This window comes from Streptomyces sp. Q2, from assembly GCF_056820935.1.
On record NZ_JBXEJE010000026.1, the window covers coordinates 13,402 to 35,251 of the forward strand.

At 69.4% G+C, this 21,850-nt stretch carries 17 protein-coding genes and 5 pseudogenes; 5 read left to right on the forward strand and 17 right to left on the reverse strand.

Annotated features, from left to right (window positions below; all coding sequences use genetic code 11):
• Positions 1 to 1,777: 1,777 nt before the first annotated feature.
• The 5 genes and pseudogenes from ACWBNA_RS27760 to ACWBNA_RS27780 all read right to left on the reverse strand — a co-directional run bounded on the left by ACWBNA_RS27760 (position 1,778) and on the right by ACWBNA_RS27780 (position 4,103).
• Positions 1,778 to 2,289: pseudogene (locus tag ACWBNA_RS27760) on the reverse strand (GNAT family N-acetyltransferase).
• 114 nt (positions 2,290 to 2,403) lie between these two features.
• A pseudogene (locus tag ACWBNA_RS27765) lies at positions 2,404 to 2,613 on the reverse strand (zinc ribbon domain-containing protein); the annotation flags it as partial.
• A complete protein-coding gene (locus tag ACWBNA_RS27770) occupies positions 2,589 to 2,825 on the reverse strand; it encodes a helix-turn-helix domain-containing protein (protein ID WP_482707249.1) in 237 nt (78 codons plus the stop codon). The gene ACWBNA_RS27770 and the pseudogene ACWBNA_RS27765, both read right to left, overlap by 25 nt.
• Positions 2,825 to 3,445: a DUF2975 domain-containing protein gene (locus ACWBNA_RS27775; RefSeq protein ID WP_482707250.1), complete on the reverse strand. Its 621-nt coding sequence runs from the start codon at positions 3,443 to 3,445 to the stop codon at positions 2,825 to 2,827. Before ACWBNA_RS27775 ends, ACWBNA_RS27770 begins: the two co-directional genes overlap by 1 nt.
• Before the next feature lie 187 nt (positions 3,446 to 3,632).
• Positions 3,633 to 4,103 (reverse strand): hypothetical protein, encoded by a 471-nt coding sequence (locus ACWBNA_RS27780; protein WP_482707251.1) that lies wholly within the window; start codon positions 4,101 to 4,103, stop codon positions 3,633 to 3,635.
• Between the two features lie 163 nt (positions 4,104 to 4,266).
• On the opposite strand from ACWBNA_RS27780, the gene ACWBNA_RS27785 reads away from it, so the two are divergent.
• Positions 4,267 to 6,327 (forward strand): RICIN domain-containing protein, encoded by a 2,061-nt coding sequence (locus ACWBNA_RS27785; RefSeq protein ID WP_482707252.1) that lies wholly within the window; start codon positions 4,267 to 4,269, stop codon positions 6,325 to 6,327.
• Positions 6,328 to 6,606: 279 nt separating this feature from the next.
• On the opposite strand, the pseudogene ACWBNA_RS27790 reads toward ACWBNA_RS27785, so the two are convergent.
• A pseudogene (locus tag ACWBNA_RS27790) lies at positions 6,607 to 6,783 on the reverse strand (DinB/UmuC family translesion DNA polymerase); the annotation flags it as partial.
• 464 nt (positions 6,784 to 7,247) lie between these two features.
• Here ACWBNA_RS27790 and ACWBNA_RS27795 point away from each other — a divergent pair.
• Positions 7,248 to 8,080 (forward strand): annotated as a pseudogene (locus tag ACWBNA_RS27795) (IS5 family transposase).
• Between the two features lie 61 nt (positions 8,081 to 8,141).
• Here the strand turns inward: ACWBNA_RS27795 and ACWBNA_RS27800 are convergent.
• Positions 8,142 to 9,011: an IS5 family transposase gene (locus ACWBNA_RS27800; protein WP_482707253.1), complete on the reverse strand. Its 870-nt coding sequence runs from the start codon at positions 9,009 to 9,011 to the stop codon at positions 8,142 to 8,144.
• A gap of 201 nt (positions 9,012 to 9,212) precedes the next feature.
• Between ACWBNA_RS27800 and ACWBNA_RS27805 the strand changes: the two genes are divergently transcribed.
• Positions 9,213 to 9,632 (forward strand): hypothetical protein, encoded by a 420-nt coding sequence (locus tag ACWBNA_RS27805; RefSeq protein ID WP_482707254.1) that lies wholly within the window; start codon positions 9,213 to 9,215, stop codon positions 9,630 to 9,632.
• A gap of 334 nt (positions 9,633 to 9,966) precedes the next feature.
• Here ACWBNA_RS27805 and ACWBNA_RS27810 read toward each other — a convergent pair whose 3' ends face one another.
• The 3 genes and pseudogenes from ACWBNA_RS27810 to ACWBNA_RS27820 form a co-directional block, all read right to left on the reverse strand.
• A complete protein-coding gene (locus ACWBNA_RS27810) occupies positions 9,967 to 11,148 on the reverse strand; it encodes a hypothetical protein (protein WP_482707255.1) in 1,182 nt (393 codons plus the stop codon).
• Positions 11,149 to 11,179: 31 nt separating this feature from the next.
• Positions 11,180 to 13,705 carry a protein kinase domain-containing protein gene (locus ACWBNA_RS27815; RefSeq protein WP_482707365.1) on the reverse strand — a complete coding sequence of 842 codons (2,526 nt, stop codon included), beginning with the start codon at positions 13,703 to 13,705 and terminating at the stop codon, positions 11,180 to 11,182.
• Between the two features lie 493 nt (positions 13,706 to 14,198).
• Positions 14,199 to 14,507 (reverse strand): annotated as a pseudogene (locus tag ACWBNA_RS27820) (SOS response-associated peptidase family protein); the annotation flags it as partial.
• A 199-nt stretch (positions 14,508 to 14,706) separates the two neighbouring features.
• Here ACWBNA_RS27820 and ACWBNA_RS27825 point away from each other — a divergent pair.
• Complete coding sequence (locus ACWBNA_RS27825; RefSeq protein ID WP_482707256.1) at positions 14,707 to 15,078, forward strand: hypothetical protein; 372 nt, start codon at positions 14,707 to 14,709, stop codon at positions 15,076 to 15,078.
• A 197-nt stretch (positions 15,079 to 15,275) separates the two neighbouring features.
• Here ACWBNA_RS27825 and ACWBNA_RS27830 read toward each other — a convergent pair whose 3' ends face one another.
• Entirely contained in the window at positions 15,276 to 16,700 is a 1,425-nt protein-coding gene (locus ACWBNA_RS27830; RefSeq protein WP_482707257.1) for a carboxylesterase/lipase family protein, read from the reverse strand.
• 90 nt (positions 16,701 to 16,790) lie between these two features.
• A complete protein-coding gene (locus ACWBNA_RS27835; RefSeq protein ID WP_482707258.1) occupies positions 16,791 to 17,402 on the reverse strand; it encodes a TetR/AcrR family transcriptional regulator in 612 nt (203 codons plus the stop codon).
• 113 nt (positions 17,403 to 17,515) lie between these two features.
• Between ACWBNA_RS27835 and ACWBNA_RS27840 the strand changes: the two genes are divergently transcribed.
• On the forward strand, positions 17,516 to 17,959 hold the full coding sequence (locus ACWBNA_RS27840) for a nuclear transport factor 2 family protein (protein WP_482707259.1): 444 nt from the start codon (positions 17,516 to 17,518) through the stop codon (positions 17,957 to 17,959).
• Between the two features lie 113 nt (positions 17,960 to 18,072).
• On the opposite strand, the gene ACWBNA_RS27845 is transcribed toward ACWBNA_RS27840, so the two are convergent.
• The 5 genes from ACWBNA_RS27845 to ACWBNA_RS27865 form a co-directional block, all read right to left on the reverse strand.
• Positions 18,073 to 18,663: a Tn3 family transposase gene (locus ACWBNA_RS27845; RefSeq protein WP_482707260.1), complete on the reverse strand. Its 591-nt coding sequence runs from the start codon at positions 18,661 to 18,663 to the stop codon at positions 18,073 to 18,075.
• On the reverse strand, positions 18,564 to 18,965 hold the full coding sequence (locus ACWBNA_RS27850) for a hypothetical protein (protein WP_482707261.1): 402 nt from the start codon (positions 18,963 to 18,965) through the stop codon (positions 18,564 to 18,566). Before ACWBNA_RS27850 ends, ACWBNA_RS27845 begins: the two co-directional genes overlap by 100 nt.
• A 570-nt stretch (positions 18,966 to 19,535) precedes the next feature.
• The gene (locus ACWBNA_RS27855) at positions 19,536 to 20,354 is read right to left on the reverse strand and encodes an urease accessory protein UreD (protein WP_482707262.1); all 819 of its coding nucleotides are present in this window, start codon (positions 20,352 to 20,354) and stop codon (positions 19,536 to 19,538) included.
• Between the two features lie 32 nt (positions 20,355 to 20,386).
• Positions 20,387 to 21,094 (reverse strand): urease accessory protein UreG, encoded by a 708-nt coding sequence (gene ureG, locus ACWBNA_RS27860; RefSeq protein WP_482707263.1) that lies wholly within the window; start codon positions 21,092 to 21,094, stop codon positions 20,387 to 20,389.
• Between the two features lie 44 nt (positions 21,095 to 21,138).
• On the reverse strand, positions 21,139 to 21,813 hold the full coding sequence (locus ACWBNA_RS27865; protein ID WP_482707366.1) for an urease accessory protein UreF: 675 nt from the start codon (positions 21,811 to 21,813) through the stop codon (positions 21,139 to 21,141).
• Positions 21,814 to 21,850 lie beyond the last annotated feature (37 nt).

Below are 21,850 nucleotides of genomic sequence, written 5' to 3' on the forward strand. Positions count from 1 at the left end.
CGTGCAGCCAAGGTCATCGAAGCCAAGCGGGATCGACGAGTGCGGGCAGGGCCATGTGCGGCTGCGACATCCGCAGGGACGGGTCGGGGGCCCCGATGACGACGGCCATGGTGTACGAGGCCGGGCTGTCGTCGGGCTGCGGTGTGGGCGGGCTCGGCGGTTTCGCCGCGGCAGCCGCGGGGCCCACGACTGGTGGTGACGCCTGTGGGGGATTTGGCAGAGGCTCCTGGCCTCTTGGGGGACGGGCGGGTGGTAGGGCGGCCGTGCAGGCGGGATGGCCCGGCCGACGGTCCTGTTCGGGACACGCGGGTCCGAATCCAGTACCCGCCACAGGCGGTCCGGGTCATCGAAGGGCGGCGGCAGCGGACGGCCGGCGGCCAGGGCCGTGAGTGCGTCGGCGATCCAGTCCAGGCCGGTCAGACCGGCTCCCTCGCAGGCCCGGCGGGCCGCGAGCAAGGCCACCGAGCGCTGGGTGGTGGGGCCGGCGGCGTCGATGGCGTGCAGGAGTGCGGGGTCGAAAGCGAGCAGGCCTCGGACGTTGCCGCCGACGGTGCGCAGGGCCTGGCTGGGCAGTTGTCCGCCCCATTGCCCTCGTTCGTGGGCGAGCAGGCTTTCTCGTTCTGCTTGTTGCTGGGTGAGGCGGGCTTGGTGCTCGGCTGCGGCGCGTTCGGCGGGTGTGGGAGGGGGGCGGCTGCTGTCGGGCGTAGTCATGCCAGTAGGCGGCGTTCTGCGAGGTCTGCTTGAGTACCTGGTCGGGCCGAGGCGACGCAGGCCAGAACTGCAGCAGGTATCTGTCGAGTTGGGGGTCGCCGTCCAGTCGGGTGTCCCGCTCGCGTGCCGCGTCCATGCCTGTGGCGCAGTAGCGCACCCGGTAGTCGGCCCTGTCCAGGTCCAGCGCCCAGGCGTCCTCGCCTGCCCATTCCATGAGCACGCTGTTGGCGGACAGCGGGCGGAAGGACACCTCCACGACCTCCTCCCATGACGGGTCCAACGGCGGGACCTGGCCGTGGACTTCGACGGTGAAGCCGACGCTGCCGGTGTGCAGCCCGGTCGTCAGCCACAGCGCGCCGGGAATCGCCGCCCCGCACAGTCCGCTGCTCTGCCCGGCGAACGCCTCCGCGAGACCGGGGCCGAAACCGTCCGGGTCACTCTCGACATAGATCTGGCCGTAGTGGACATGTACCTCACCATCGACGGGCCTGCGCACCTCACACCCTCCCCGACACGAGCGTGCGCCGGATGCGGCAGTCCCTCATAGGTGACACGGCGATGGCGGTTGTGACGGGCGGCGTCGGCCGAGGCCGGTGAGCGGCGAGGCTTCCTGGACCATGGTGGGTGGGCCTTCTTCCTGGACGGGGCAGGAGGTGTGCGGCGGCCTGCGGCGGGACGGCAGCCACGCTACCGGCTCGGTCCTGGGCTGGGGCTGGGGGCGAGGGCCACGCGGTTATCCGGCCCCACGCCTCTCTCACGCCTCCTGTCTCGTGCATCGAGGTACCGCTCATGTGTGGTCTCCGCCCCGGCAGGATGCGCACATACCTGGAGCAGGCCCGCCCATCCCGCTGGCTCGCAGGGAGCGTTGCCGGGTCTCCCGGACTGTGAAGTTCTCCTCTTGGCGAGGCGACGACAGCTGGTGATCCATTGGAGAACCGTATGCGGGCCCACTGACAGTGACGGACGCGGAGCGCGTTTCTGCAGAGCGTCTACCCTAGACAGCTTGCCCCCCGGAGCACACCGCCAACTTCTAAAACACTCCCTAGTCGTGCTGTCGAGCACGAGCTCAAGCAGACGGCGTGACCGGGGGCCGCAGGCCGAGCCACTGCCCGGCGTCCCAGGCATGGAACCGCTCTACCTCGGTGAACCCAACTTTGCCGCGCGGCGCATCGAGCCGACGTTGGCGGTTTGGGTGCTGAGCACCACCGGCTCGCCGGGAAGGACGCCGTCGAACCAGTCGAGTGCCGCCGCGCACGCCTCGGCGGCGTACCCGAATCCCCACGCCCGCGGCAGGAACACGTAGCCGAGATCGGCCTTCCCCGCGGCAGCCGGGCGACGGTGCCCCGTTGCTCTCCTGAGCAGAATCTGGCCGATCTTCGACCCGTCGAGATCAACGACGAAACTCCCGGACCACCGCTCGGGCACCCTGGGCGTCTCGCGCTCAAGCTCGTCACGCGGCCGGGGACCACCGAGATTGGTGTGCACCTCCGGCGAGGCGAGCAGCTCGATGAACGCCGCACGGTCCCGGGTCTCGGACTCACGGAGCACCAACTCATCAGCAGGCTCGGCAGTGATCAAGGACTCGCGGACGGATCAACTCACCTGCTCAGGCTCCACCCTCACCTACTGGGCCAGTCCCCACAAGCCCGTGGGGACGCGACTCCTCCCCCTCATAAATGAGAGGGCTTCTCGCTATGCCGGTTGGGCTTCGCGACGGACGAACCCGGCCCGTAGAACGTTCAGGGCGCCCACCGTGTCGGCGTGCGCCTGGTGGCCGCACGCGATGCAGTGGATCTTCTCCTGGGTGGGCCGGTTCTCCGCTGCGACGTGCCCTCATTCGGGGCAGGTCCGGGAGGTGTTGCGGGGGTCCACGGCGATCACTTCCCGTCCGGCGCTCTCCCGACGGCGTCCTCGGTCTCCCAGCGCAGCAGGTCGCCCGGCTGGCACTGGAGCACCTCGCAAAGCGCGGCGAGCGTCGCGAAGCGCACCGCCTTGGCGCGGCCGTTCTTGAGTACCGCCAGGTTGGCAGGCGTGATCCCCACGCGGTCCGCGAGTTCGCCCACGGACATCTTGCGCCTGGCCAGCATCACGTCGATGTCGACGGTGATCGGCATCAGATCACCTCGTCCAGCTCGGCCTGCATCTGTGCCGCTTCGACGTCGCGCGCGACGGCCTGGGCGAGCAACATCCGCAGCACGAGCACGATGAGCGCGACCCCCAGGATGGCCAGGCCGATCCCGCCCATGATGACGGTGACACCCGGGTCGTCCCGCTGGCCCGGCGCATTGACGGCCGTGACCGCGAACCACACAAGGGCAGCCGCCACGATCGCGCCGATCACGCCGTCTACGCACCGGAAGGCGGCGTGGGAGAACACGGTTCCGCGTCGCACCATCGCCACCAGCCGCCATACACAGACCAGCGCGACCTGGACCGACACCATGCCCAGGATCGTGATCACGCGCAGCGCGGTCAGGGGGGGGGGCCCCGCCNCGTGGGAGAACACGGTTCCGCGTCGCACCATCGCCACCAGCCGCCATACACAGACCAGCGCGACCTGGACCGACACCATGCCCAGGATCGTGATCACGCGCAGCGCGGTCAGCGGGAGCGACCCGTCCTCCGGATCGCTCCCGCTGACCAACGCCCGCACCATCCCTGCTTGTACGAACACGGTGCCGGCGAGCACTACCACGAGCACGGCGCGCAGCGCACGCACTGTCAGCTTTCCCACGACCCATCCTTCCATCGAATGACGATGGGAATCTATCGAAATTCGATAGGAGAAGCAAGGGCTGGGACGGAGCGTGGTGGCAGGCTCGCACGGTGGCGGGACGCCGCCGTCTCTCATGGTGTGGCGGTTGCGTGAACGGTCTTGATCTTGTCGAAGTCCCCTGGCTGTCAACCATCGAGATCAGGTGTCACCTATCTCGACAAGTCGCGGCAGCTCCGGTGGTCGACTCAGGGCCTTCGCCAGCCAGCGTGAACATCCGCCACCTGTCGCAGCTCGCCGCATCGTCCCGTTGGCGTTCGAGGGTAGGACGAAACTCGATCGTGGTGACGAAGAACGTGCACGACTCGCAGATCGACTCGAAGTGGCAGTCCACCTCGACGGGCCGGGCGCAGTAGCCGTTGCCGTTGCCGTTGCCGTTGCCGTTGCCGTTGCCGAGCATCCGGCGGTGCACTTCACGGCGGAGCTTGGCCATCTCCGAGCCCTCGACATCGGCTGGCAGCTGGCGCGGGGCGTCATAGAGCGCCTCGACCTTCTCGGAGACGGCGAAGTATTCGTCGGCGACGGTCCGGTCCGCGATGGGCGCGTAAACGCGTGTCGGGCTCGCCCGCGTCCGACGCCGGAGCGTCGCGTGACCGCGCGCGGTGGCTCGACTACGCAACTTTCGGTCCCGGCAGACTCCTTGACCGCCGAGATCCGCACCGTGTAGACATCACGCCTACTGGATGTTTACGTAAACATATCGCCTCGACCCCCACCACGCAGGCCCCGATCTCTGTGTCCCGCCGGGACGCGCGGCGCACAGAAGAGCTGGAGTACTCGAGATGGCACACCCCACCCGTAGGAGAAGGCTCCTGGGCATCGGCATCACGGCCCTCGCCACCGGGACCGTCCTGGCCGCCACCTCGGTGCCGGCCGCGCCCGCGGAGCCGACGGCCACCGCCTCGGTCACCGTCCGGCCCGACCCCTCCTACCAGCAGGAGAGGTTCGAGGGCTGGGGCACGAGCCTGGTCTGGTTCGCCAACGCCACCGGCGACTACCCGCCCGCGGTACGTGAGAAGCTGGCCCAGCTCCTCTTCGGGGACGACGGCCTCGCCCTCAACATCGCCCGCTACAACATCGGCGGCGGCAACGCCCCGGACGTCAAGGACTACCTGCGCGCCGGCGGCGCGGTCGAGGGCTGGTGGAAGGCCCCGGCCGGCACCACCCGCGAGGACGTCGACTGGTGGGACGCCGACGACCCCGCCGACTGGAACAACAAGGCCGACAAGACGCAGCGGTGGTGGATCGACCGCATCAAGAAGGACATCACCCACTGGGAGACGTTCAGCAACTCGCCGCCGTGGTTCATGACCGAGAGCGGGTACGTCTCCGGCAACTTCGACGCGGGCAAGGACCAGCTGAAGACCGAGTCCGTGGAGGACTTCGCCAAGTACCTGGTGGGGGCTACCGAGCGCCTGGAGAAGGCGCACGGCATCAAGGTCGACACGCTCGACCCGTTCAACGAGCCGAACACCAGCTACTGGGGCACCAAGCTCGGTACGGACGGCGAGCCCGTCGGCGGCCGGCAGGAGGGCGCCCACATCGGCCCCGAGCTCCAGCAGAAGGTGATCCGCGCGCTGGCCCCGACCCTGGAGGTGTCCAGGACGAACGCGGAGATCTCCGCGATGGACGAGACCAACCCGGGCCTGTTCGCCACCAACTGGAACTCCTACCCCCAGGAGGTCCGCGACCTCGTCGGCCAGATGAACGTCCACACCTATGGCACCGGCCAGCGCACCACCGTGCGCGACCTGGCCAAGGCCGCGGACAAGCCGCTGTGGATGAGCGAGGTCGAGGGCGACTGGGGCGACGGCCAGAGCTTCACGGACATGCGGCCCGGCCTGGGCCTGGCCCAGCGCATGGTCGACGACCTGCGTGAACTGGAGCCCAGGGCCTGGGTGTTCTGGCAGCCGGTCGAGGACTACGACAACATGAAGCCCGGCGGTGAGTCTGCGAAGGGCGGCAACTGGGGTGAGATCCAGCTCCCGTTCAGCTGCACGTCCGCGGACACCCTCAAGACCTGCCCGATCTACACGAACACGAAGTTCGACACGGCCCGCAACTTCACCCACTACATCAAGCCCGGCGACCGGCTGATCAAGACGGACGACACCTCCAGCACCGCGGCCATCTCCAAGAAGGGCAACGCGGCGACGGTCGTCCACGTCAACAGCACCACCGAGGCGCGCGACGTCACGCTCGACCTGTCGAAGTTCGGCCGGATCTCCTCCCACGCCACCGTCACCCCGGTGGTGACCAGCGCCGACGGCAAGCTGGAGAAGCAGAGGCCCGTCCGGGTCACCGGCAAGCAGGCGACCCTCACCGTGCCCGCCCAGTCGGTGACGTCCTTCCTCGTCAAGGGAGTCTCCGGCGTCGCCAAGGACGCGGCCGAGCTGCGCAAGGGCCACACCTACCGGCTGACCGGCGTCCAGAGCGGCAAGGACCTCACCATCGCCGACAACGGCACCGGCCTCGTCATCAAGAGCGCCGACTCCACCGACCCCAGCGGTCAGCAGTGGCGCCTGGAGCGGATCACCGGCACCGACAACCGCAAGCGGTACACCTTCAGCGAGGCCGCCGAGGACAAGCGGCTCGCCGTCCGGGACGGCACCCTGGTGGCAGAGCCCGCCGAAGGCCGCCCTGACCGCGCCGCCCAGTGGATCATGTCCACCACCGGCGACGGCACCTGGACCCTCGTCAACGCCGCCACCGGCCGACTCGCGGACGTCAACGGCCAGTCCACGAACGAGGGAGCCGGCGTGGGCGTATGGCTGGCGAACTCCGGCACCAACCAGCGCTGGAAGGTGACGGACGTGACGACCGCCGCCGCGCAGACCGAGTAGCACGCCCGCCCACCGGCACCCACCGGCCACTCTCCACCACTCACCTACGACGCCCCCGCCCCTCGCCGCCGTGTCCCGGCGGCCGGGGTCTCGGGGGCGTCGGCCCATCTGGGGGAGGCTGTCACGAGAGGGTTCAGGCGTGCTGGAACTTAGAGGGCTGGGTGAGGGGTGCGAGCGCCGGACCTCACGGGCGCCGTCGAGGCTGACCTGCTGAGCGACCTGATCGGCGCCGACCAGGTCCTCCCCCTTCAACGCCATCGCGGTCAGGCGGCCGCGTTGCAGACCGGCGGCGTCCATCAACTGGTAGGCGAGGATGCGCAGATCATCGTCGTGCGCAGACGGCTCGGGCAGGCGGCGGGTCTTCTCCCAGCTGCCATTGCCGGCGAACTTCAGTGTCAGCGTCAGCGCACGGGACACCTGGTCGCGGCGGCGCAGCAGGAGCCCGAGGCGGACCACAAGGTCGAGCAGGGCGGCGCGGGCTTCGGCGCCGTCCAGGATATGCCGGTCGAAGGCACAGCGGACGGTCGCGGCAGCGGGCAGCGTGCGGGGGATGACGGGGCGCGGGTCGATGCCGCGGGCATGGTCGGCGGCGGTGCGGCCGGCGCGGCCGCCCAGCAGGCGCTGCAGCGTGGCGGCGGGGATGGCGGCGAGCAGTCCGATGCTGTGGATGCCGTAGTCGCGCAGCGCTCCTGTCTGAGAGGGCGTTTATGCAGGTCAAGCCCTAAATGCGGCTCTCGCCCCTGCCCTGCTTTGGGAGCCTTCGTACCATAGGCGGCGAATGACGGCCTCCAGGGCGGATACTCAGTCATCCGTCTCGTCCGCTTCCATGCCTGGAAGTCCGTCTGGTTTGAAGTTGCTGTGGAATCGCCCAACGAACGACGGAACCGAGCCCTCCGTCTCGCATGTGATCACGCTACGCCGTGAGCGAGCGCAAGCCGTACCCCAGCGACCTGTCCGAAGCCCGATGGGCACTGATCGAGCCGACGTTGACGGCCTGGAGAAAGGCCCGCCTCGCCCGCAGACCAACCGGACAGCCAGCCAAGGTCGATTTACGGGACGTCTTCAACGCTACGTGAACCGCACCGGAATCCCCTGGAAATACCTCCCGCACGACTTCCCGAACCACGGCACCGTTTACGCCTACTACGCCGCCTGGCGCGACGAAGGAATCTTTGCCCAGCTCAACTACGACCTGACCGGACTGGCGCGAGTGAAAGAGGGGCGCAAGCCCGAGCCGACCGCATCCGTGATCGACACGCAGAGCGTGAAGACTTCCACCAATGTGCCCGTGACCAGCCAGGGAACGGACGCCGCGAAGAAGATCGTGGGCCGGAAGCGGGGCATCCTCACCGACACGATCGGACTCATCCTCGCCGTGACCGTCACCGCCGCCGGCCTCTCGGAGAACGCCCTCGGAATCCGCCTCCTCGACCAGGCGAAGGAGAGGTACCCGACCATCTCGAAGAGCTGGGTCGACACCGGCTTCAAGAATGCCGTGGTCGAGCACGGCGCCACCCTCGGAATCGACGTCGAAGTCGTCAACCGGAATCCGGAGAGCCGCGGCTTTCAGGTCGTGAAAAGGCGCTGGGTGGTGGAGCGGAGTATCGGGTGGATCATGATGCACCGCCGTCTCGCCCGCGACTACGAGACCCTCACCGCCAGCTCCGAGGCCATGATCCACATCGCCTCGATCGACAACCTCGCCAGGCGCATAACGGACGAGACGACACCCACCTGGCGAGGAACGTACTAGGACGTAAACGGCAATCTGCCCACTTCAAACGCCCTCTGAGAGGTCGTTTTCTCCCGATGTTTCATCCCGGAATAGGTGTTTGATCCTGCGGGCTCGGGTCGCGCCAGGAGATGGTGGCTTCGCCGGTGAGGCGGCGGGCCATCAGATCGGCCATGGCTAGGTGGATCATGGCTTCGGAGCGGGTGGGCAGGGTTTCGTAGTCGCGGGCCAGGCGGCGGTGGAACATCAGCCACCCGTAGGTCCGTTCCACGGTCCAGCGTTTCGGCAGCGGGCTGAATCCTCTGGTGCCGGGTGTGCGCCGGACGATTTCCATGTCGATGCCGAGGGTCGCGGCGTGCTCGACGAGGTGTTGGCGGTATCCGCCGTCGACCCAGGTCTTGCGGACGCTGGGATGCTCCGCGGCGACTTGTTCGATGAGCGTCTGGCCGGCGTCGGAGTCCTGCACGCTCGCCGCGGTGACCAGCACCGCCAGCAGCAGTCCGAGGGTGTCGGTGACGATGCTCCGCTTGCGGCCCACGATCTTCTTCGCCGCATCCGTGCCCTGCCCGCAGGCCAGTACGCTGGTGGAAGTTTTGATGCTCTGCGCGTCGATCACGCACGCGGACGGCTCCGCATCCTTGCCCTCCTGCCGGCGTAACAGCCTGCGCAGTACGCCGGTGAGCTGGATGAACACACCATCGTTCTGCCATTTGGCGAAGCAGCCGTAGCAGGTCTGCCAGGGTGGAAAGTCGTGCGGCAGGTAGCGCCACTGCACCCCGGTGCGGTCCACGTACAAAATCGCGTTCATGATCTCGCGAAGGTCGCGCTCGGGCGGGCGGCCGATGTTCAGCGCATACCGGCGCCGCTCGGCCCGCCACGCCGACAGCACTGGCTCAATCAACTCCCAGCGGGCATCGGACAGATCACTCGGATACGCACGACGTTCGGCCATGACCAGGTGATACCGCCGGACAGGGGGCGTGCGCCCAGGCGTGTGTCCCGGCGTTGGAAGCACGGGCCAGGTGTTTTCGTCAGACACTGCTCCTGCCGCAACTTTTGTGACGGCCGCATTGTGAAGTCCGGCTTGATGGCCACGCAATTTGAGTAGCCGTACTCAGGCGTGTGGCTGTCCGCCCGCTTCAGCATGGTGAACATGTTGAAGTGGGTCCTGGACCTTGGCCTGGCGATCCTGTTGTCAGGGCTCGAAGTGGCAGCGCTGGTTGCCTTCTGGTTCGTCGAAGGCATGAAGAAGTGGGCTGCCAAGGGAGGGCCGGTTCCCGGTGAGACGAGTCGGTTCTTCCTGGTACTGAGCGTGGGGTCGACTTCCTCGGCGCCGATGAGCTACGGCTTCTCTCGGGCTGATCTGCCGGTGACCTGTGCGTCTCAGGCGGTCTTGGCTGCACTTCTCACGTTGCTGCTGCTCCTGGGTGCAGGAACCGAATGCGGCAAGCGGATCAGCCGATACCGATTACGGCGCCGACTTCGCCGAGAACGTCGTCGCTGGCACGAGTCCCAGCGTGAAGGCAGTGGACATGCATCGGCTCCGGTCCGCCGGTGCTGGTGGCGGTGGTGACCCCTCGTCACTGAACCGGACCATGCGGCGGACGTCCTGGGATGAGACAGGTGTAAGGCGCGTTCCGCCTCTCCGGTCACCCCTCACGCCCCATCCCCTGCATCCGACTCGTCACCCCCACCGCGACGACACCCACGCGCTGCGGAATGCGGGGGAATTTTCACTTCACGGGCGAAAACGGCCTCTGAGAATCCGTCTTTGAACCTGCTGTAAGCGGCAGCGTTGGCCATGGGTTGCTATGGGTCTCGGACCGCAGGGATGCTGCAGGCAGAGGCCGGGGCTGGGCGTGGGCGAAGGGAGCGTCGGCGTCAGGGTTCTGAACCCCGTGGGCGCCTCAGCCTGGCGGGCGCAGGGCGTCGGCGACGGCACTCGCGAGTTGGGGCATGTTCCAGTACTCCGAGTGGGTCCACAAGCCGGCGCTGGCGGTGTGCGGCAGGGGCATGTCGACGGGGGATGTTCCGTCGTCGAGGCGGAAGATGCCTGAGGCGGCGAACGCCAGCACGTCGAGCGGCTGCCACAGGTTCGTCCAGCGGGCCAGCGATGGGGGAAGGGTGACCGGTGCATCCAGGCTGTAGGGGGTGAGTTGGCCGCCGCGCGGGTCGCACAGGTGGAAGTAGGCGGGCTGAGAGCCGAAGGTGACCAGCGAGGAGATCCATAGCGGGTCCTGGGCCGTGGCCATGTCGACGGCGATCACGCCGCCGAGGCTGTGTGCGGCCACGCGCACCCGGTGGTCGGGGCCCGTGCCCAGGCGGGAGTCGACGGCGGCGATCTGGTCGCGGACGCGTGCCTGGATGGTTTCGCGGTGGCGCTGGTAGACCAGTACATCGCCCAGGAAGCGTGTCGTGGCGGGTCCGTAGCGGGTGCGCAGGGCGTGGTTGGCGCGTCCGGCTACCGCCCGCATCGCGGCTCCGGCGATGCGGTCGAGGTCTGCCAGTCGGCGCCGGATCAGGCTGTGCTGCTGTTCGCGGTCCGTTCCCGGCCCGCGCAGTCCTGGCCAGGAGTCGTCCGTCTCTGCCTTCACGGCGTCGGCGATCGCGCGGCCGGTCTCGCGGAGCAGGGCCTCATCGTCGGTGCTCGAAAGCCACCGGGTGGCGGGCCACTGCTCGGCCAGTGTGTCCAGGACGAACCGCTCGGTGTCCGCGTCCCCGGGGCCGGTGCGCAGCCCGTCGTCGGCCTCGGTGGCCAGGGCGTCCCGGACGCCCTGGCGCACCGCCTGCGGCAGGTCCATGTCCGGGCCGGAGGAGGTGGCGTGGTGGTGGAGCAGGGCTGCCAGTACGCCGGCCGTATCGGCGTCCCTGGGGCTTCCGGCCGTGTCGTCGGGGACGTCGTCGCGTAGTCCTGCCGTGCGGCGTGGGGGCAGGGCCAGGTCGACGAAGGTGTCGTCGGCGCCGAGGTCGCCCCAGTAGACGGGGCGCAGGGTGAGTTCCACGGCGGCCTCCAGCGCGGCCACTGTGTGTGTGAAGCCGTCGCGGTCGCGGTTGCCGACCCCGTGGATGACGAAGACCGGCTCGTCCATGCTTCTCCTTCATCGGACGGGTGGGGGCGGGTCACGAAGGGGTGCAGCGGGCGGCCGGGCTTCCGTAGACAGCGTAGGCCAGCCAGGTCGGGTCGCCGCTCAGGTCGCGGATGGCCTGGCGTGCCTTCATGGATGCCTCGCCCAGGGGCAGTCGGTCGGTGACCAGGTGGGTGTAGAACGCGTCCGCGTAGGTCAGGGCGGAGTCCGAGCGCACCGGCCACAGGGTGCCGACGAAGGCCCCCGCGCCCGCTTTGAGGAACTGCGGGGCCCAGCCCATCGTCGTGGAGTACCAGTCGATCTGCCCCGCACTGCGGCAGGCGTTGAAGAACACCAGTGGACGCGTCGCACGCAGTGCCCCGGAGCGGCTGGCGTAGGCGAGGTCCAGAGGGTCGAAGGAGCCGTCCGCCATGGTGACCCGGGAGCCGGCCTCGGTGAAGACGTTGTGGCAGGCGAAGTGCAGCAGGCCGGCCATCCCCGCGTTGACGAGGTCTTGGACTTCCGCGCGGCCGGTCAGCGTGCCGCCATAGGCAACTGCGGGACCGAACCGGGCGCGCAGCGCGGTGACTTCCTGGTCCGCTTCCGGCGGCGAGGCGGGCGGCACCACGAACGTGGCCCGTGGAAGGGCGAGTTGCCGTACCCGATCCTGGCCGAAGACGCGGCGCACGACGGGCAGCCACTCGGCGAGGAAGCCGTCCCCCTCCTGGGTGCCGTCCACGGGATACAACAGCTCCCACGGCACCACGTCGTGCTCGCCGACCACGGTGAAGGCCCGGATACGGTCTGCCTCCTGCCAGAACTGCCGCCGCACCGCGTCGGGGACGGCCTCTCCCCACAGTGAGACTCCGAGATTGCGCAGCCGCTCCCGCACCCGCGCCGCACTGGTCCCGGCACCGGCCGCCGCCGCGGTCGCCCGCAGCTCCCAGTAGATGTTCTCCGTGGCGCGCCCGGGATCCCCGGCGAGCAGCCGGAAGGACTCCGGTGCATAGCTGGTCGCGCTGATCAGCTGGAAACGGTAGGTGCCGTCCCCTTCCTTGAGGACCTGCAGCGTCGCCTCCCCCGGGTCCATGGCGAGCGACTCCAGCGCAGCCACGCGAGGCGGTCCGTCGCGGGCAGGCACCCCTTCCTCGACGGAGATCTGCACCCGCAGCTCGCCCAGGAACGACCCCCCGCGAAACGCCCGTACCGTGACGGTGTGCAGGCCCGGCCGCAAGGTGCGCAGGCCGAACCGGAGCACGTCGGAGTCACAATTGGCCTCCACCCTCATCTCCTGCTGCGGATCACCCAGCATCAGGAGCCCCGGTGCGTGCACCGTGATCAGCAGCCGGGCCCCCTGGGCGGAGATGGCGAACCCCCGCAGCGGCACGCCCGTCTCGCCGCCGCAGATGACCTGTACCTGCAAGGACACCTCGCGCCCCGGCGATGTCTGCTCCACCAGTTCCGCCACCAGCCGGCGCTGGGGGAATACATCGCGCTGACCGGTATGGGACCCGGGAGGCTCTGCGCCTTCCGAAGACCCGCCGGCTGAGGCACCGCCGCCCCAGGATGGGGAAGCGCGATCGTTTGAACGAACGTATGGGCGCACGGCTTCTCGGCCTGTCTTACGGGGGCTGAACCAGTCCGAACCTGGACCGTTGCTGCTGTCGTGCACGACGTCGGGCGGTGCGTCGGCGCCTCCGCCGGCCGGATCAGGACGTGGGGCGGCGTTCGCACGCTCAGGCTCAGGCCCATCTCCGGACTCCAACGCCGGGGCAGTGTGTGGGGCCGACGAGAAGGCGACTCCACGCAGCGCTGCGGCGACCTCGTCGATGGTAGGGCGCGCGTCGGGATTCTTGGCCAGCAGGGCAGCCAGGAGTTGGGTCAGCGGTCCAGCTGCAGGAAGCACGGGCTCCTCGTAGAGGACGGCGTGCAGGGTGGCCAGCGTTGTCAGGCGGGTGAACGGGGACTGGCCCGCGACGGCCGCACACAGTGTGGCGCCGAGCGACCACAGGTCGGAGGGCGGGCCCTGGCGGTGGCCGCTGATGCGCTCGGGCGCCATGTAGTCGGGCGAGCCGACGACCATGCCGGTCATCGTCAACGAGGTCATATCCTGGATCGCGGCGATGCCGAAGTCACTGAGGATGACCCGTTCCCCCGAACCGAGCAGCACATTTTCCGGCTTGAGGTCCCGGTGCAGCACCCCCATCGCGTGCGCCGCCCGCAGCGCTTCCGCGAGATGGATCCCGACCAGCGCCGCTTTCCGAGCACTCAGCGGTCCGTCTTCGGCCAGGACCCGTTCCAGCGAACGCGCCTCGACCAGTTCCATGACGATCCACAGCCCGTCGCTGCCCTCCGCCACGTCATAGACGCGCACGACGTTCGGATGGTCGATCCCGGCCGTGGCTCTGGCCTCCCGCAGGCTGCGATCACGCAGGATGCGCATGTCCCCGCTACTCGGTTCACCGATCCGCACTTCTTTGATCGCGACCGGTCGGCCGAGTAATTCGTCGGTCGCTCGCCACGTCTGAGGGCTTCGGCCAGGAGAGGATGGTGCGCCCAGTCGATATCGCCCCGCAATCAGAGTCCCGCGCACTAACGCCCCCCCCCGCCCCCGGCTTGACCTGTGCCGGCGCGCCGCTGCCCTCGGCACATGCGCGCTCGCATCGCCCCCGACGCGCAATCCAGGATCGTCCTTTTGCCGCCAGCACCGCCAGGTCCCTGCCGGGGTCGTTCGGCGTACGGTACAGGGAGTAACTGCCCTGGCGGGCGGCCAAGGCCAACTCCTGGTCGGCGTCCGGCTGGGCAAGCCTCCCCAGAAGCGGAACCACTTCAAACGACCCGCGCTGCATCACCGTGCCCGAGGCCCTGGTCCGGCTGCTGCGCCACAACTGCCCCGAGGGCGCCGGCGGATAGGAGGGGTCGGGCGTGGAGAGCATCAGACACGAGAAGCGCGGGCGGATACGTGAGGACGAGACGCGGAAGTACAGGTACGAACCCCCGCTCGGGGTCCGAACCGTCAGGGTCCACTCCACGGCAGGGCCCACATCGCCACGGAAGGCTGCAAACCAAGGAGCGATCTCGTCAAGGAGCTGAGGGCCGTTGTTGCGGACGTTGTTGACGGCCAGTGAGACGGGCCTCGCGTCCAGGTGGCCGCCGGCGGGCTGGGTGAGGAGCGCGCGCAGGTCGTCGGGGTCTTGCTGGTGGGGGTCGAGCCAGGTGTCGTAGTGGTCCTGGGTGAGGGCGAGCGGCATGCGCGGGTGGACGCGTCCGGCTGCGTCGGTGGCTTCGGTGGTGAGGATGGTGAGGATGGTGAGGATGGTGCAGGTCATCAGCCAGGCGGCAGGGTCGTCGTCCCGCTTCGCGTCGGGGTTTCGCCAGTACTCGGCCCCGGTGTCCTAGCTCAGACACCAGCCGCAAAGTAGCGGGGTGATCACGTGCTCGCCGCCGTGGCGACCTGCTCGTCGTGTTCGCGGAGCATCCGCATGACGGTGGCGGGTGAGGGGTGCTGGCCCTTCTTCGCGCCGAGCCCCTCTCCGGAGGTGGAGGGCAGCCAGTCTCCTACGACGCCAAAGGCGCGGTGGTGTGTTCGTCGTGCTCACGCAGCATGCGCATGACGGTGGCCGGGGCTGGATGCTGGCCTCGCTTCTTGCCTGTTCGACTCACGAGCCGGGAAGCGATCACGCGCAGCGACAGGTGTTCCTGGTCGCGCAGGCGCAGGGCGGTGGCGAGCATGTCCTCGTCGGAGACCTTGACGCCGCCGATGGCCTTGCCGTTCTTGCGGGCGGTCTCCTGGCCTTCGAGGGTCTTGTCGCGGATGTAGTCGCGCTCGGACTCCGCCGTAGCGGCGAAGAAGGCGAACAGGGCGGCCCCGTGCCCGGCCGGGTCGTGCTTCCCGGCCAGAGGGCCGGTGAGGACGGACCGGCCTGCGGCAATGCCGTCGCCGTCCGGCGTTGAAACGGGGACCGGCTATGCAACAGCTCGTTTCGCCGATCTACGAGGCGCGCCGCGTCCGCCGATTGCCCGGGCTCCTATCGCTTGCCCGGAACAGAGTGATCGCTGCTGCCTTCTGGCATGTCTCACCTCATTGCTCCTGGTCGTTCCCCGCGCCCTGTCATGCCTCGGCGAATCGGCGGCGCAAAAGGCACGAACGGCTACCTGGATGCGATGTGCTCCCAGATACGCCGGGAGTCTTCCAGCGGGTAGGGGGCGTCGGTGGGGAGTGTGTCCCATATCCGGGTAGTGGGGCTGGGGTGTTCGGGCGCGAAGCGCGGCCAGCCGGGGTCGCCGGTGGCGGCGAAGGACGTCCAGGCCGTACGGATGCGTTCCGACAGGCCGGCGAAGTCGGCAGGCGGCGGGGAGCCGAGGAACCGGGCGGCCGGGCGGTTCGTGGCGTTGCCGAAGACGAACGGGACGTCGATGCCATGGGCGGCGCCCAGGGAGGGGCCGCGCCAGGTGAAGTCGTAGAGCCAGGTCCGTCCGCCCGCGCGGGCATGGGCCTCGGCGACCCAGGTGGTGGGCATGCGGACGAGCGCGTCGGACAGCATCACGGTGAACAGGTCGGCGTCGCTGACGCCGGGATGGCTCTGCCGGTAGGCGGTGGCCGACTCTTTCTCCAGCCCGACCGCTTCGGCGACAATCGCCAGGTCGACTCCGGGCGGGGGCTGCGGTCCCTGGCCTCGGTATTCCTCGTGGGTGAACCCGCAGACCAGGTCCACGTCCCGGCCTGCGCCCGTGCGAAGCGCAGTCCAGGGCGGTCCCGTCACGAGGTCGCCGTCGATGACGGGGGCGAACGCGGTGAACCCCTGCCGGTCGCGCAGCGGCGCGTCCTGGACGGCGAGGATCGTCTCGGGCGGCAGTGCGGCGAACGCGTCCCAGGTCGGTGCGATGCCGAGGGCTGCCGCGATCGTCGCGGTGACGGACTCGGCCTCGGCGCCGGTGCGGATCCCGGAGGGGATGCTCTGGGTGATCGCGCTACGGAACAGGCCGCGCGCGGCGGGCGCGGCCATGAGCAGGGCGGTGGAGGCGGCACCGGCGGACTGGCCGAAGACGGTCACGTTGGCGGGGTCGCCGCCGAACGCGGCGATGTTGTCCCGGACCCATTCCAGGGCGGCGATTTGATCGCGCAGCCCGCGGTTGTCCGCGACCCCGGGCAGGTGTCCGAAGCCCTCGAAACCGACGCGGTAGTTGAAGGTGACCACCACGGTTCCGGAGTCGGCCAGGGTGGAGGCGTCGTACTGCGGCATGTTGGAGGAGCCGTGCTTCCACAGGCCGCCGTAGATCCACACCATGACCGGCAGGCCCGCCGCGCCCACGTCTGGGCTCCATATGTTCAACGTCAGGCAGTCCAGCCCGGCACCGGGCCGCCACGCCGGTGGAGCGGTGGGTGCCGGTGCCAGTTGCGGCGGGGCCGCGCCGAACCCGACGCAGTCGCGGACCCCGTCCCACGGCGCGGCCGGTTCCGGAGGCCGCAAGCGCAGCATCCCCTCAGGGGCTGCTGCGTAGGGCACTCCCTTGAACGCCGTAATGCTGCCCGTACCAAGCCCGCGGACCCGGCCCGTCGTCGTGCTGACGATCATCTCGACCACCCGGCGGGGACGGTCGGGTCACACTGGGTCGCCATGGTGGGCTCCTGGGGTGTCGGGTACGGGCACAGACGTGCAGGGACGTTATGACGGAGCGTCGCCATCTGAGTGCGTCTGGTGCACGGGTGCGATCCCAGCGTGCACCAGGCGCAGGAACAACGCCTTCCGCTGCTGCAGCGACTGCGGCGCCGCACTCGTCTTCCTCAGCCCGTCCGCGACTGCGAGGAGGAGAAGCGCGATGTCCTCGGCGGTCGCGTCGGAGGTCGAGAACTGCACTTCTCCCGCTGCCGCCGCGCTCTGCAGTGCGCCGGTGAGCCGGGTGACCAGAGCCGCATGGGCCTCGCTGACGATGTCCCCGGCGACGTCGAGACTCGCACCGAGGACCTCCCCGCCGTGCACGCTCGACGAGATCTGCGCCAGGAGTCCTCCGAAGTAGGCGGTCACCGCGGCATCGACTCGGGGCAGCACGTCGCCCTGCTGGGCGAGAGCAGTGTCCACCTCGCCGAGCGCCCGGGAGTGCGCCCGGCGGGACCCTGCGCGGAAGAGATCTTCTTTGCTGGGGAAATGCAGGTACAGAGCGGCCCGGGACATCCCGGCGGCGCGGGCGATGTCCTGCATGGTGGTCTTGCCGTAGCCGTACTGGCAGAAAGCGGTCAGCGCGGCATCGAGGATGTGTTCCGTTCGGTCGTCTGCCATGCTGTGATCTTGACGTAATGGACTCTAATCGTCAATGAGTCCAAACTTGCTGGTCATCTAGGGTGCTCCACGCCCAGTGCTTGGCTTCTCGACCCATCAGGAGTGAATCCCCCATGGCGCAGACAACAGCCGTCCCGGCCGGCGGTGCGATCGCCGAGCAGATCCGCGACGTCGAGCGGGTGAGACTCCGAGCGCTCGTCGCGGGCGACATCAGTACCGCTTCCGAGCTGCACGCACCCGACTTCCAGCTCGTCACCCCCGTCGGCCACGTGCTCTCCAAAGACGCATACCTCCAGGCGATCGCAACCGGAGACATCACCTACGTGGAATGGGAACCCGGCCCCATCGACGTCCGCATTCACGGGAACGCCGCCGTCATCCGCTACCAGGCCACCCTGGAGGTGATCTTCAAGCACCGCCCGGTACCCCGCGCGAGCTACTGGCACACCGACACCTATGAGAACGCAGACGGCCAGTGGCAAGCAGTCTGGTCCCAGGCAACCGCGATCGAGCAGATCACGCAGTCGCCCACTCCCGTAGCGGCCCGCCGGACCTGAGAGCGCCGTAGCTCCCCGGGGCATGGGCGTGTCCGCGGACGCTTGCTGCACGCTCTGCTCACCTCGGCGATATTCCGGCCCAAGGCGGGCCGCTGGCCCGGTCCCGCGACAGCTCATCGCGTCTGCGTACTCGATCGCTCGGCGGCCTCCGCCGGTGTGCGGGGGCGGGGCACGGCAGCGGTCGACCCCTGATCGAGCCGCTTGTCCATCTCCAGGCGGAAGGTGCCGTACGGGTTGACGTTGGACCAGAACAGCGCGGTCAGGCCGCGCCGGTCCTGGTCGCTCAGCTTCTTCGACCAGGCCGGTTCGGCCAGGACCTTCTGCACCGGCAGCGTGTTGACGTGCACGAGCGCGGACTGGAGCAGGTGCAGGGCGAGCATCGACGTCTCGGCGTGCTCCGTGATGAAGTGTCGGCGGACATGCCGCAGCGCGGCGTCGGTCTCGCCGTGCTCGCCGGTGGCCACGATGGCGCGGATGCCCATGTTCGTACCCAGGGCGAAGAGGGCCAGCAGGAGGCGGCGCTGGAGGACGTCACGGTCGATGCGCTCGTACGCGGCCACCGAAGAGAACTCCTCAGTGAAGCCGGTGAGGAAGTCGGAGTTCTTCAACACGTCCAGGAGGTCGAGGACGCCCCAGCGCCGTACGACTTCATCCTTGAGGGCCTGGAGGCCGGTGGGCTCGTCCAGCGGTTCCAGCTTGGGCACGGTGAACAGGGCTCGCTCTTGCGGGTGGTGACCTTCACCCCGCCCCCCGAGCCATCCACGAGCGAGGTCGAGAGCCGGTTCAGGCCCGTGGTCATGCGCTTCTTCAGGTCCGCGATGAACGCCCTCGGGTTCAGGGGCTGGCGGATCGCGGCGTAACGCACGGTGCGGGTGGCCTCGAAGTCGCCGGGCAGGTCGTCCTCCGGGTTGCGCCAGCGGGCCGCGCCTTCCACGTAGATCTCGCGGCGGACCGCGTCCCGCAGCGCGACCAGCACGCACAGCTCGTACGGGATGCGCTCGAGCACATGCTCCTGGTCGCCCGTCTTATCGGTGCGGTGCGATTGGTGCGCGAAGCGCCTGCGTCATCGGCCGCGTCGGGCTCCAGGAGCTGGCCGTCCCCCGTCGACGTCGACTGGCTGGAGGATGTCACCGGCATCGAAGCAGTCGTACCGGAGAACCCAAACGCCGGCCGGAGATCCCGGCTCCTGGTAACGGCAACCGGGACCACGGCCTCCGGGTCGGCTCATGACTGCCTTGGTCTTCGCGATCCCCGAAAATGCCGCCGCCTCCTTGCGGGCCTGCGGCAAGACCGTCCGCCATGCGGCGAAGGACTCCCGCATCGCCCACTGCGAGGGCTGCACCCGCAGCCCGAGGCCGCCGCGGCGGCGCGGATGGTTGAACAGGTCAGTGGGCGACTCCACCAGCGTGCCGAACGACCGGTGGATCGCGCCCCTTGGTGGCTGATCAGGGGTGCGGTGGAGCGGTAGTGGTCGACGGCCCAGCAGGCCCGCGGCCGCCTGCAGCTCGTCCACTGCTGGACAACAGGGAGGTGGCCACCCCGCACGGGCACGGGCTGATGACCATGTGGTCCTCACCTATGGGGTGAGCGCTCGTCGCAGTGCCTCGTCAAGGAGGTGTCGCAGCCGGGTGGCGGTGTCGGCCACCGCGGTGGCGAGGAGTGCCGGGCCGGCCAGGGGGACCAGCACACCGTGGGCTGGGGCGTCGAGGTCGCCGAAGAGGACCGGTGAAAGGGCTGCCGGGGCGAGGGACGGGTCGACGACGAGGAGTTGACCGCAGGCGCGGTGCGAGCCCATGACGGCCGGGCCGTCCCAGGCAGGGTGGGCGCCGCCGAAGGAGGTGTGCTGGTCGAGAAGGGGGCGGCCGGCGCGGAGCACGGTGAGGCGGGTCGTCAGGTCGCCGCTCATCTCACCGGTGCGGCCGAGGACCTGTTCGTCCCTCAGGACGAGGCGGGCGGTGGCGGCGAGGTCGACGGTGCAGGTCTGGCGGAGGTTGCTGCCCGCGGTGCTGATCAGGGGCTGCGGCAGCCAGCGCAGGGCGGCATCGTCGCCGACGGACAGGCGGATGTGGTAGGTGGCCGTGTCGTCGGTGGCGCCACGCAGCGCGATGGTGGAGGCGGCTGACGTGATCTGGAGGCGGGCGCGCGGGCCGACGTCGGCATGGAAGGCGAGCCGGTCGCCGCCGAGGGGACCGCTCATGGCGCCGATGACGTCGACACGGGCCAGGCCGCCACGCGAGCGGAGCCTTTGGAGGTGAAAGGGGCCGTCGCTGCTGAGCAGCGGAAGGGTGGTGGTGCAGCCGTTATGGCCGGCCCGCACCCGGGCGGTCGCCACGACTGCGGACGCGTCCGGGAGAGCCGCAGGGAGGGGCGTGAGGTCTTCGGCGAGCATGCTCATGTCTTCTGCTCTTCTGCCGGGTCGTGGCGGGATCAGTGCGCGGCGGCGGGTTCGGGCGTGGTCTTGCGGCGCCAGGCGGTGAGGCGTTCCAGGACCCAGTCGGCGATGGGCCGGACACCGTCGTCGCCGGTGAGGGAGGTGAAGACGACGGGCAAGTCGCCGCGCCGCTGGACCGCGTCGGAGGCCATGGTGGCGAGGTCGGCGCCGACGTACGGGGCGAGGTCGGTCTTGTTGACGACGAGGAGGTCGGCGGTGGTGATGCCGGGGCCGCCCTTGCGGGGGATGTCGTCGCCGCTGGAGACATCGATGACGAAGATCTGCGTGTCGATGAGGCCCTTGGAGAAAGTGGCGGTGAGGTTGTCGCCGCCGGACTCGACGAGGATCAGATCCAGGGGGCCGAGGCGGTCCTCCAGCTCTTCTACGGCCTCCAGGTTGGCGGAGATGTCGTCGCGGATCGCTGTGTGCGGGCAGGCTCCGGTCTCCACGGCGGTGATCCGCTCGGGCGGCAGCACGGCCTCGCGGAGCAGGAACTCGGCGTCCTCACGGGTGTAGATGTCGTTGGTGACAACGGCAAGTGAATACCGGTCGCGCAGGGTGCGGCAGAGGGCGGCGACGGTGGCGGTCTTGCCGGAGCCGACCGGACCGCCGAGACCGATCCTGAGGGCGCGGCGGGTGCCGTCGAGGCGGTGGGCGTCGGCGGAGACGGCGTCGGGGCCGTCGTGCGTGTGGTCGAGGTGCATGGGCGTGAGCTCCTTCGGATGTGCGGCGAGTGGCGGGTTGGGCGTCAGGAGGCGAACAGCCGCATCGGCCAGGCGGCATGCTGTTCGGCGGTGATGTCGAGCAGTGGCGACGACGCAGCCGGCAAGATGCCGACACCCTCGTCGACGACGCGCGCGGCGGCGTCGGCGGCTTGGTGGGCCACGGCGTCGACGTCGTCGCAGAGACGGGCCAGGACGGCAGTGGCGTCGAATGGGTCGAGGCCGAGCAACCGCACGGCCGCGGCGGCCGGGCCTGCAACGTTGCTGAAGGCCGCGGCATGTGCGGCATCCAACGCGGTCAGGCCGGCTACTTGGGCGGCGACGCCGAGCACCACGGGCTGGTGGGCGCCGCCCGGCAGATCACGTGCAAGCCGCTGAAGCGCCTCGCACGGCCAGGCCGCGCGGGCTGCCCGCAGCATCTGCCGGCCCAGTTTGCGGGCCGTGGCCCGCAGCGCCGGGGAGGGCGTACGGGCGTCGGCGGCCTCGTCCAGGACGAGCGGGTCGCATCCGGCGGCTGCCGCGGCGGCCAGTGAGGCAGCGGTGAGGCCCGCGGTGTGCAGACGGCCACGGCAGAACGCGTAGAGGGTGGAGGGATCGTGGACGGCGCGGGCGGCGACGGCGGCCTCGACGCCGCCGGAATGCGCATGGTCTCCTGCCGGGAAACGGCCGTCGGCGAGGACGAGGAGAGCGGTCCGGCTCATGGGAGGGGTGGCCATGCCTTTCGAGGGCGCGGCGGGA

What these genes read in the sequence shown, in the direction of transcription:
- ACWBNA_RS27770 (WP_482707249.1), bottom strand. Translation starts at nt 2,825, where the DNA reads ATGCCGATCACCGTCGACATCGACGTGATGCTGGCCAGGCGCAAGATG.
- ACWBNA_RS27785 (WP_482707252.1), top strand. Translation starts at nt 4,267, where the DNA reads ATGGCACACCCCACCCGTAGGAGAAGGCTCCTGGGCATCGGCATCACG.
- ACWBNA_RS27800 (WP_482707253.1), bottom strand. Translation starts at nt 9,011, where the DNA reads ATGGCCGAACGTCGTGCGTATCCGAGTGATCTGTCCGATGCCCGCTGG.
- ACWBNA_RS27805 (WP_482707254.1), top strand. Translation starts at nt 9,213, where the DNA reads ATGTTGAAGTGGGTCCTGGACCTTGGCCTGGCGATCCTGTTGTCAGGG.
- ACWBNA_RS27810 (WP_482707255.1), bottom strand. Translation starts at nt 11,148, where the DNA reads ATGGACGAGCCGGTCTTCGTCATCCACGGGGTCGGCAACCGCGACCGC.
- ACWBNA_RS27830 (WP_482707257.1), bottom strand. Translation starts at nt 16,700, where the DNA reads ATGATCGTCAGCACGACGACGGGCCGGGTCCGCGGGCTTGGTACGGGC.
- ACWBNA_RS27835 (WP_482707258.1), bottom strand. Translation starts at nt 17,402, where the DNA reads ATGGCAGACGACCGAACGGAACACATCCTCGATGCCGCGCTGACCGCT.
- ACWBNA_RS27840 (WP_482707259.1), top strand. Translation starts at nt 17,516, where the DNA reads ATGGCGCAGACAACAGCCGTCCCGGCCGGCGGTGCGATCGCCGAGCAG.
- ACWBNA_RS27855 (WP_482707262.1), bottom strand. Translation starts at nt 20,354, where the DNA reads ATGAGCATGCTCGCCGAAGACCTCACGCCCCTCCCTGCGGCTCTCCCG.
- ureG (WP_482707263.1), bottom strand. Translation starts at nt 21,094, where the DNA reads ATGCACCTCGACCACACGCACGACGGCCCCGACGCCGTCTCCGCCGAC.
- ACWBNA_RS27865 (WP_482707366.1), bottom strand. Translation starts at nt 21,813, where the DNA reads ATGAGCCGGACCGCTCTCCTCGTCCTCGCCGACGGCCGTTTCCCGGCA.